This window comes from Teichococcus aerofrigidensis (genome assembly GCF_054073225.1).
This window is the reverse complement of sequence record NZ_JBSXMU010000023.1, coordinates 35,451-45,770: the sequence shown is the minus strand read 5'-3', so window position 1 is coordinate 45,770 and position 10,320 is coordinate 35,451. Positions and strand designations below refer to the sequence as shown.

Genomic DNA, 10,320 nt, shown 5'->3' with positions numbered 1-10,320 from the left:
CCGCCGTCCAGCGGGCGCCACGCGCGCCGGTGGCCGAGGTGCCGGCCCGCGCCGCGCAGCCGGTCTGGGGCGGCCATGACGGCCCGCTGCCGGATCGTGGCTTCCTCGGCTTCGACGCCGGCCGCGGCGGCTAGCACCCGCCGGGCGGCGTCATCTCGCCGCGTCCGCGCAACCATCCCGCCCGGCGCCGACTTCTCCGTCCAGGCCCGCCCGGCGTCCTTGCCCGGCGGCGAGGGGAATGGCCATGCCGAGCCCGCGGACCCGCCGAATTCTGCTCTGGACCGGGCTGCCGGTGCTGGCCCTGCTTGTGCTCGTCGTGGTCTGGTCCTGGGCCTGGTTCATCCCCCTGGTCGAGCGCCAGGCCTCCGCCGCGCTCGGCCGGCCGGTGACGGTCGGCGGCCTCGCGGTGCATCCCGGCCGGCTGACCGACATCGTCCTCTCCGACCTCCGTATCGCCAATCCGGAAGGCTTCCCGGAGGACCCGCCGCTGGCCAGCATCCCCCGGCTCAGCCTGCGGATCGACGTGATGGCGTTCATCCGCGGCCGGCGCCTCGTCATTCCCGAGATCGCGCTCGACGAGCCGCGCGTGGCGCTGCGGCAGGATGCCGAGGGGCGCAACAACTACACCTTCACCAGCCCCTCCTCCGCCGGCGCGCCGGCGGAAGGCGAGGCCGCGGAGGAGGGGCCGGCGATCGGCGCGCTCACCATCCGGGGCGGGCAGGTGCATGCCCAGCTCGCGCGGCTCGGCGCCGACATGACGGTGCAGGTGGACAGCGGCGCCTCGGCCGGGCAGCAGGCCGCCGACCAGCTGCGCGCCCTGGCCGAGGGCACCTATGCCCGGCAGCCGATCAAGGGCGAGTTGCTGGGCGGCGCCGTGCTCTCCCTGCGCGACCCCGAGAACCCCTGGCCGATCCGCCTCAGCATCGAGAACGGGCCGACCCGCGTCTCGCTGCAGGGCACGGTGCGCGATCCGGTGCGGATGGCCGGCGCCAACCTGCGGCTGGAACTCTCCGGGCCCGACATGGCGCAGCTGACGCCGCTGACCGGCGTGCCGATCCCCGCCACGCCGCCCTACCGCGTCTCCGGCCAGCTCGACTATGCCGAGGGCAAGGTGCGTTTCACCGGCATGGAGGGCCGCGTCGGCGACAGCGACCTCTCGGGCGACATCGCGGTGGACCCGCATCCGGCCCGCCCGGTGGTCAACGCCACGCTGCGCTCGCGCCGGGTCGACCTCGATGACCTGGCGGGCTTTATCGGCGGCACGCCGGGCGACAGGCCAGCCCCCGCCGCGCGCGGGCGCCGTGGCAAGATGCTGCCCGACACGCCGGTCAACCTGCCCCGGCTGCAGGCGGCCGATATCCACCTGACCTATGACGGCGCGCAGATCCGGGGCCGCAACATGCCGCTCGACGACCTGCACGCCAAGCTCGACATCGTCGACGGCGCCATCGCCCTGCATCCGCTGCGCTTCGGGGTCGGCAGCGGCCGCATCGAGGGCGATTTCGACTTCGCCCCGTTGGACAATGGTGGGCTGCACGCCAAGGGGGAGGTGAAGTTCCAGCGCGTCGATCTGTCGCGGCTGATGGGCGTGACGCCGCTGGGCGAGGGCCAGGGGCGGATCGGCGGCAGCGCCTCGATCGATGCCCGGGGCCGCTCCCTGGCGGAGATGCTGGCGCAGGGCAACGGCGCGCTGACGCTCGGCATGGCGGGCGGCAACCTCTCGGCGCTGCTGGTGGACATCTCCGGCCTGCAACTGGCCGACGCCATCCTCTCGGCCCTCGGCCTTCCCAACCGCACGCCGGTGCAGTGCTTCATCGCCGACATGCGCCTGCAGCGTGGCATGCTGAACACCCGCACCGTGCTGCTGGACACGGAGTCCGCGCTGATCAGCGACTTCGGTGACATCAACCTGCGCGATGAGCGGCTGGACTACACGCTGCGCACCGAGCCCAAGCACTTCACCGTCGGCGCGCTGAGCACCGATATCCTGATCCGTGGCCCGTTCAGTGGCCCGAGCGTCCTGCCCGAGCCGGTGGAGCTCGGCGCGCGGGCCGGCGCGGCGGTCGGGCTCGGCCTGCTCTTTCCGCCGCTCGCCGTGCTGCCCACCATCCGCTTCGGCATCGGCGAGGACCAGCGCTGCGAGGGGCTGGTGCGGCGGGCGCGCTGAGGCAGGCAGGGCGGACTGTCCTCGCCCCGCCTGATGGGAAAGGCGGGCAGACTACCTCACGCCACCTCGGCGAGGCCGAAATCCGGGACGCCCAGCTCCTCCATGCGGTGGCAGGCGGCCAGATGGCCTTCCGCCGCCGGCCGGAGATGCGGCGCCTCCGCCCGGCATCGCTCCGTGACATGCGGGCACTGGACGCTGAAGCGGCAGCCTGGCGGCGGATCGATCGGGCTCGGCGGCTCGCCCGGTGTCAGATGGCGGCGGCGCATGGCCTGTCCCGCCGCGCCGTGGGAGGCGGCGGCGGCGATCAGCGACCAGGTGTAGGGATGGCGCGGGGCCGCGAACAGCCGGTGCGTCGGCGCCTGTTCCACCACCTGACCCAGATACATGACCGCCACCTCGTCGCAGAGATGCTGCACCACCGCGAGGTCATGCGAGATGAACACATAGGTCAGGCCCAGTTGCCGCTGCAGCCGGCGCATCAGGTTCAGGATCTGCGCCTGCACCGCCACATCCAGCGCCGACACCGGCTCGTCGCACACCACCAGGCGTGGTCGGCTGGCAAGGGCACGGGCAATGCACAGCCTCTGCCGCTGCCCACCGGAGAACTGGTGCGGGAACAGCCGCCCCGCCTCGGCCGGCAGGCCGACCTGGGACAGCAAGCGCAGCACCTCGGCCTCGCGCTCGGCCGGGCTGCCGATCTCAAGCAGGTCCAGCGGCTCACGGATCAGGGCGCCGGCGCGGCGGCGCGGGTCCAGCGAGGCATAGGGGTCCTGGAACACCATCTGGAAGTCGCGCCGGGCACGGCGCAGGGCATCACCACGCAACGCGCTCAGCGGCATGCCGTCCAGCGTCACGTCGCCGCCGCTGATACCCACCAGTCGCATCAGCGCCAGCGCCACGGTGGACTTGCCGGAACCGCTCTGGCCGACGATGCCGAAAGTGCTGGCGCGGCGCACCTGGAAGCTGACGCCATCCACCGCGTGCACATGGCGCCGTGGACCGAAGGGGCCCGCGCGCCCGGCGGGAAAGCGCACCGTGAGATTGGTGACATCCAGGAGCACATCGTTCATGCCACGGCCTCCAGCGTCGTATCGCCGACGCGCCAGCAGGCGGCGGCACGGCCAGCGCCGGCCGGGCGCAGTGGCGGGGGGTGGTTGCAGTCGGCGCCGGCCAACTCGCAGCGCGGCGCGAAGCGGCAGCCCGGGCCGCGCTGCCCGAGAGGCGGCACCATGCCCGGAACCTCCAGCAGATCGGGCGCCGGACCGGCCGCCGCCGCGCCCAGGCGCAGGCGCGGGCTGCAGGCCAGCAGGGCGCGGGTATAGGGATGCTCCGGCGCTGCCAGCACGCGCGAGGCCGGGCCGGTTTCCACGCAGGTGCCGGCATAGAGCACGGCGACCTCATCGGCGATGTCGGCCACGGCATGCAGGTCGTGGCTGATCAGCAGGATGGCGGTGCCGGTCTCACGTTGCAGTGTCTTCAGCAGATCGAAGATCTGCGCCTGGACGGTGACATCCAGCGCCGTCGTCGGCTCATCGGCGATCAGCAGGCGGGGGCGGCAGGCCAGCGCGATGGCGATCATCACCCGCTGCCGCATGCCGCCCGAAAGCTGGTGCGGATAGGCATCGAGCCGCTGCGCCGCGGCCGGGATCTCCACCTTGCGCAGCATCTCCAGCGCGCCGGCACGGGCGGCGGCGGCATCCAGCCCCTGATGCAGCCGCAGCGTCTCGGCGATCTGCTCGCCCACGGTGAAGACCGGGTTCAGTGCCGTCATCGGCTCCTGGAAGATCATGGACAGCGTGCTGCCGCGCAGCGCCCGCAGGCGGGCGGGAGGCGCAACGGCCAGATCCTCGCCCAGCAGGCGGATGGCGCCGGTGTCGCAGCGCAGGCCTTCTGGCAGCAGCCCCATCAAGGCCAGCGCCGCCATGCTCTTGCCGCAACCGGATTCGCCGATCAGCGCCAGGGTCCGTCCGGCGGGCACGCCGAAGGAGACATCCTCCAGCACCGGCAACGGCCCGTCGCGCCCGGCGAGAGTGACGCCCAGGTGCTCGACCGAGAGCGCCAGGGGCGGGATCGTGGTGCCGCTCATCCGCGTTTCCTCAGCCTGGGATTGATCGCGTCGTTCAGCCCCTCGCCCAGCAGGCTGACGGCCAGCACGGTGAAGAAGATGGCGGCGCCGGGGAAGGTCACGGCCCACCACGCATCCAGCAGGTAGGTCCGGTTCTGCCCCAGCATCATGCCCCAGCTGATGACATTGGGATCGCCGAGGCCGAGGAAGCTCAACCCGCCCTCGAACAGGATGGCGACACCGATGGCTAGCGCCGCCGCGACGATGATCGGCGGCAGCGCATTGGGCAGCACGACGCGCAGAATCAGGTAATGCGGCCGCCCGCCGCCCGCGACGGCGGCACGGACATAGTCCAGCCCGCGCACGCGAAGATACTCGGCGCGAGTCAGCCGCGCGACGCCGGGCCAGGAGACGACGCCGATGGCGAAGGTGATGATGCCGAGGCTGGCGCCGAACAGCGTGACCAACACCATCGCGAACAGCAGCGAGGGCAGCACCTGGAAGAACTCCGTCACCTTCATCAGCACGCGGTCCACCCAGCCGCCGAACCAGCCGGCCAGCGCGCCGACGGCAACGCCGATGAGGACGGAGATCAGCGCGGCCGCCAGCCCGACCGAGAGGCTCGCGCGGCCGCCGATGAGCAGCCCGGCCAGCACGTCGCGGCCCAGGTAATCGGCGCCGAGAGGCACCTCGGGGCCGGGCGGCTCGAAGGGGGCCGCGGCCATGTCGGCCGGATCGACGCCGTAGAGGCCGGGGCCGGCCAGGCTGGCCAGCGCGACCACCAGCAGGATCAGGAAGCCCGCCATGCCGGCCGGGTGGCGCAGGAAGTGCCGCAGCATTTCCCGCGCCGGAGAGGCCGGCTTCGCGGGCGCCGCCGGCAGGGTCGATCTATTGCCCCCCATTGGGTCAATGTCCCCGGATGCGCGGATCGACCAGGCGATAGGCCAGGTCGGTCAGCAGGTTGGCGACCATCACCAGCAGCGCCGAGACCACCAGCACGCCGAGCAGCGTCGGGTGGTCGCGGCGCAGGATGCTCTCCAGCACCAGCCGGCCCATGCCGGGCCAGCCGAATACCGTCTCCACCAGCACGGCGCCGGCGAGAAGCTGCGCGAACTGCAAACCGATCAGCGTGACCACGGGGATCAGCGCGTTGCGCAGCGCGTGCTTCAGCACCACCCGCCGCTCCGGCAGGCCCTTGGCGCGCGCGGTGCGGATGTAGTCGGCGCCCAGCACGTCGATCATGCTGGTGCGGCTCTGCCGGCTGTATTGCGCCAGATACACCAGGCCGAGCGTGAAGGCCGGCAGCACCAGATGATGCGCGACATCCAGCACGTAGTCGATGCCGCTGAGCGGTCGCGTCACATCCGTCATGCCAGCGATCGGGAAGAGCGGCAGCACGGAGGCGAAGAGCAGCAGCAACAGCAGCCCGCTCCAGAAGACCGGCGCCGCATGCCCGGCAAGCGAGACGATGGTGACGAGGAGGCTGCCGAGGCCACGCGGCCTGTAGGCGGCCAGAACGCCGAGCAGCGTGCCGACGATGGCGGCAAAGGTCAGCGCCGCCGCCATTAGCAGCACCGTCGCCGGCAGCCGCTCCAGGATCAGGCTGGAGACGGGCTGGTTGAAGTAGAAGGAGTAACCCAGATCCCCCCTCGCGGCGCGCGAGACATAGTGGGCGAGTTGAGTGCCGAATGGCTGGTCCAGCCCGTACTGCGCGCGGATGGTGGCCAGCACCTCGGGCGAGGCGCCGCCCATCTCCCCGGCGATGACCTGCGCCGGGTCGCCCGGCGCCAGGTGGATCAGGCAGAAATTCATGATCACGACGGCCAGCAGCAGCAGTACGGCATTCACCACCCTGCCGCCCATGCCGAGGAGGGCGCCACTCATGCCGGCGGGTTCTCCCAGTAAAGCGTGTCGAGCGGCGACATCGGCCCCCAGATGGTCTCCGGCACATTGCCGAGGCCCTTGTGGTAGGCGGTGTGATACGGCACCTCGTCGATGAAGAAGATCGGCGCATCGGCGACCACCTGCCGCTGGAACTGCTGGTACAGATCCTTGCGCTTCGCCGCGTCGCGCTCCACTCCCGCCTCGGCCAGGAGCCTGTCCACCTCGGGATTCCTGTAGCCCTGGGTGTTCGACCAGATCACGCCCTTGCGGATATTGCTCGACAGGTAGGTGCGGTGCACGCCGATGACCGGGTCGCCCCAGTTGAAGACGGTGTCGATGGTCAGGTCATAATCGAAGTTGCTGACGCGCTGCGCCCAGGTCGGGAAGTCCGGCGCCAGCCGCACCTCGGCGGCGACGCCGACCTTGCGCAGCTGCACGCGCAGGAACTCCGCCAGATTGCGGCCCAGTTCCGGCTGCCCGGCGGGGCTGTCGATGGTGAGGGCGAAGCGCGTGCCATCGGCGCCGCGCCTGTGCCCGGCGGCGTCCAGCAGTGCATTCGCCTTGTCGAGGTCCAGGGCGTACTTCTCCACATCAGGCGCCGAGAAGGGGGAGGTGGAGACAAGCGGCCCGAAGGAGGGCTTTGCCTTGCCGCCCAGGATGCGCCTGACGATGGCGTCGCGATCGGCGGCATAGGCGACGGCCTGGCGCACGCGCGGATCGTCGAAGGGCGGGCGCTGCGTGTTGAAGGCGAGCCAGGTGAGCGCGCCGATGCCGTCATAGCCCTTGGGCGTCACGGTCAGGTTCGGCGCGCGCTCGGCGCGGGCGATGTCACGCACGCCGGCCAGGAAGGGCGTCATGTGCAACTCGCCCCGCTCCAGCCCCAGCGTCACCACGCTATAGTCGCTGATGATGCGGCAGACGATGCGGTCGAGCGCCGGCCGGCCGGGGATGAAGAAGCGATCGAAGCGTTCGAGCGCCCAAAAGTCGCCGGGCTTGTACTCCGCGAACCTGTAGGGGCCGGAGCCGATGGGCCGAAGATTGGCCGGATGGGTCTGGATGTCCTGCCCGTCGCCATAGACATGCTTCGGCAGGATCGGCATCAGCGCCGGCGACATCGCCAGGATCAGCGCCGGGTGGGGGTGCTTCAGCCGGAGGATGGCGGTGTGCGGGTCCGGCGTGTCGACGCGCTCCACCGGCTCCAGCATCGTCTTGAAGGGGTGGTTCTTCTGGATGATGTCGACGGAGAAGGCGACATCCGCCGAGGTGACGGGCTGGCCGTCGTGGAAGACCGCATCCGTCACCAGGTTGAGCGTGACGGCGAGCCCATCCTCCGAGACGCTCCAGGACTTCGCCAGGTAGGGCTCCGGATTCCAGTTGCTGTCGAAACGCAGCGGGCTCGCGAAGATCTGCGAGGAGGGCAGCGCCGTCGCCGAGCCCGACTGGATGGCGCCGTTGAAATGGCGCAGGCTCAGCGCGCCGCCGATCACCAGCGTGCCGCCCCGCTTCGGCGCCGCGGCGCGGGCGGGCAGGTCCGCGCCTCCGGCAGCCACCAGCGCCGCGCCGAGGGCGAGTGTCGCGCGGCGGCTCATGGGCGTCATGGGCTTCGTCATGTCGGGCCTCCTCGGGGGTGGGATTCGGGGTGGGCATGAAGCGCGGCGCGGAGGGTGCCGAGCACCGCATCCGGCATCTCGGGCGTGCCGATCAACACCAGGGCATCGGCGCCGGCGGGCAGGGGTTCCGGCCAGGGCCGCAGCTCCACCCGGCGGCCGGCGCGCTGCACCAGATGCGGCGTCGCCTTCGGCCCCAACCGGCAGAAGCCCTTCAGCCGCAGCACGCTTTCGGGCAGGGCCTCCAGCGCCCGCATCAGCCTGTCGTGGTCCAGCGGCCCGGGCGCCGTCCAGAGCAGATGGCGGAAGCCATGCGCCGTCGGCGCGTCGGCGTGGAAGCGGCCGGCGCGTTCCCTCCCTGGCTGGACGCGCGCGGCGCCGAGCAGCGGCGGCAGCCCCTCCGGTGGCAGCAAGGCCACCGGCAGGCCCGGGCGAAGCCCGGCCAGCGCGGCGCGGGTGGCGCGGATCTCGGCCTCCGTCGCCAGGTCGGCATGGCTCAGCAGCACCAGATCCGCCCGCGCCACCTGGCGTTCCAGCGTGTCGGACAGCCAGCGATCGGCCAGGAGCGCCGGGAAGCGCTGCGCGTCGGCCAGCGTCAGCACGGCGTCGAGATGCACGCCCACCTCCAGCCGCGCCAGCTGGGCGATGCGCCAGGGGTCCCCGACGCCGCTGGCCTCGACGAGAATCTGCTGCGGCGGCGGGTCCAGCGCCACCAGCCGCGCGATGCCCTCACCGAGATCGGGGCCAAGCGCGCAGCACACGCATCCATTGCTGAGCGAGACCATGCCGCCCTGCCGCGCCGCGATCAGCGCGGCGTCGATGTTGACGGCGCCGAAGTCGTTCACCAGCACGGCGATACGGGTTTCCGCCTGCCGCAGCAGGGCATTGAGCGCCGTGGTCTTGCCCGCGCCCAGGAAGCCGCCGAGGATGGTGACGGGAATGCTCATGCCGTGGGCGGCACTGGGAAGACGCGGCCGCCCAGCACCGTGGCGCTGATCGTGACATCCTTCAGCCGCATGGGCTCGATGGCCAGCGGGTCCTCGTCCAGCACGGCGAAATCGGCGAGCTTGCCGGCCTCGATGCTGCCCACCAAATGGTCGAGCTTCAGCGTGTAGGCCGCGCCCAGCGTGATGGCGCGCAGCGCCTCCGCTACCTCGATGCGCTCGCCCTCGCCCAGGACGCGACCCTTGGCGGTCAGGCGCATCACCGCGCACCAGGCCGTGAACAGTGGCGCCAGCGGCGTCACCGGCGCGTCGGAATGGATGCCGAAAGGAATGCCGAGGCGCAGCGCCGTGCCGCAAGCATCCATCCGCTGCGCGCGCGCCAGCCCCATGGTCTGCGCGACATGCTCCTCGCCCCAGTAGAAGATGTGGTTGGCGAAGAGATTGACGCAGAGGCCCAGCGCCTTGATGCGGCGGAACAGCGCCGGGTCGGGCATCTGGCAATGCTGCAGCGTGTGCCGATGGTCGGGGCGCGGATGCGCGGTCAGCGCGCGCTCCAGCATCTCCACCGCCACCTCGCTGGCCTCGTCGCCATTGGTGTGGATGTGCAGCAGCGCGCCCGCCCGGTGCCAGGCCTCGATGATGGCGCCGAGTTCGGAGGGCGCCACATACCACAGCCCGTTGGGCGCGCCGTTGTGGTAGCCAGGCCAGCGCAGCCGCGCGGTGAAGCCCTGGATGGAGCCGTCCACCACCAGCTTCACGAGCTTGAAGTGCAGCTTGTCGGTGCTGGTGGGTCGCAGCGCCTCCAGCCGGGCGATGCCTTCATCCTGGCCGAACATCCGCGCCGCCAGAGCGGGCACCAGGCGCAGCGGGAAATCCGCATCCTCCGTCGCGGCGTGGTAGCTGGCGACGGTCGCCTCGCTCATGTCGCTGACCAGATCGGTCGCGGTGGTGACACCGGCCTGCCGCGCCAGCTTGGCGAAGCGGTCCAGCGCGCCGGCATCCAGCGTGCGGGAGAACATGTCGGGCACCACCACGCGGCGCACGCGGCCCATCAGCTCCGGCCCCAGGATCTCGCCCGTGGGCGCGCCCGCCTCGTCGCGCACCAGCCCGTCCAGGTCGTTGGCGCGGTCGAACCCGGCCAGGGCCATCGCGACGCTGTTCAGGTTCATGATGTGGCCGGAGGCGTGGGTGACCACCACCGGGCGGGTCTGCGAAACCTCGTCGAGATCGGCGCGCTTCATGCGGCGGCCGCCGAAATAGATCGGGTCGAAGCCCCAGGCGGTGATGGAGCCCTCTGGCTTCTCCGCCGCCACCTCACGCAGGCGCGCGACGACGGCGGCGATGTCCTTCAGCCCCGGCCAGACCTTGCCCTCCGGGTCGCGGCGCTCGAAGAAGCCGAGATAGGGATCGCGCCAGGCAGCCCCTTCATGCAGATGGCTGTGGCCCTCGACGAAGCCGGGCAGGATGACCTTGTCCGCGAAGCACCTGTCCAGTGTGGCGGGACCCAGATCGGCCATCTCCGCCTCGCCGCCCACCGCCAGGATGCGGCTTTCGCGCACCGCCACATGGGTGGCCTCGGGGCGGGCGGGGTCCATGGTCAGGATGCGGCGGGCGGTGAAGATGGTGACGGGGGCGGGCATCAGGACTTCGTCT

8 protein-coding genes are annotated in these 10,320 nt (G+C 71.5%); 1 reads left to right on the top strand and 7 read right to left on the bottom strand.

Annotation, left to right across the window (positions count from 1 at the left end):
• The first annotated feature begins 244 nt into the window (after window positions 1-244).
• Entirely contained in the window at window positions 245-2,167 is a 1,923-nt protein-coding gene (locus tag ACVMLK_RS07675) for an AsmA family protein (RefSeq protein ID WP_457486060.1), read from the top strand.
• A gap of 56 nt (window positions 2,168-2,223) precedes the next feature.
• Here the strand turns inward: ACVMLK_RS07675 and ACVMLK_RS07670 are convergent, their stop codons facing one another.
• The 7 genes from ACVMLK_RS07670 to ACVMLK_RS07640 are packed head-to-tail and all read right to left on the bottom strand — an operon-like array spanning window position 2,224 to window position 10,307.
• Entirely contained in the window at window positions 2,224-3,237 is a 1,014-nt protein-coding gene (locus ACVMLK_RS07670; RefSeq protein ID WP_457486059.1) for an ABC transporter ATP-binding protein, read from the bottom strand.
• Window positions 3,234-4,253: an ABC transporter ATP-binding protein gene (locus ACVMLK_RS07665; RefSeq protein ID WP_198365475.1), complete on the bottom strand. Its 1,020-nt coding sequence runs from the start codon at window positions 4,251-4,253 to the stop codon at window positions 3,234-3,236. Before ACVMLK_RS07665 ends, ACVMLK_RS07670 begins: the two co-directional genes overlap by 4 nt.
• Window positions 4,250-5,134 (bottom strand): ABC transporter permease, encoded by an 885-nt coding sequence (locus ACVMLK_RS07660; RefSeq protein ID WP_457486058.1) that lies wholly within the window; start codon window positions 5,132-5,134, stop codon window positions 4,250-4,252. Before ACVMLK_RS07660 ends, ACVMLK_RS07665 begins: the two co-directional genes overlap by 4 nt.
• Before the next feature lie 4 nt (window positions 5,135-5,138).
• The gene (locus ACVMLK_RS07655; RefSeq protein ID WP_457486057.1) at window positions 5,139-6,116 is read right to left on the bottom strand and encodes an ABC transporter permease; all 978 of its coding nucleotides are present in this window, start codon (window positions 6,114-6,116) and stop codon (window positions 5,139-5,141) included.
• A complete protein-coding gene (locus ACVMLK_RS07650; RefSeq protein ID WP_457486056.1) occupies window positions 6,113-7,726 on the bottom strand; it encodes an ABC transporter substrate-binding protein in 1,614 nt (537 codons plus the stop codon). Before ACVMLK_RS07650 ends, ACVMLK_RS07655 begins: the two co-directional genes overlap by 4 nt.
• On the bottom strand, window positions 7,723-8,670 hold the full coding sequence (locus ACVMLK_RS07645) for a CobW family GTP-binding protein (RefSeq protein ID WP_457486055.1): 948 nt from the start codon (window positions 8,668-8,670) through the stop codon (window positions 7,723-7,725). Before ACVMLK_RS07645 ends, ACVMLK_RS07650 begins: the two co-directional genes overlap by 4 nt.
• The gene (locus tag ACVMLK_RS07640; protein ID WP_457486054.1) at window positions 8,667-10,307 is read right to left on the bottom strand and encodes an amidohydrolase; all 1,641 of its coding nucleotides are present in this window, start codon (window positions 10,305-10,307) and stop codon (window positions 8,667-8,669) included. Before ACVMLK_RS07640 ends, ACVMLK_RS07645 begins: the two co-directional genes overlap by 4 nt.
• Between the last annotated feature and the right edge of the window lie 13 nt (window positions 10,308-10,320).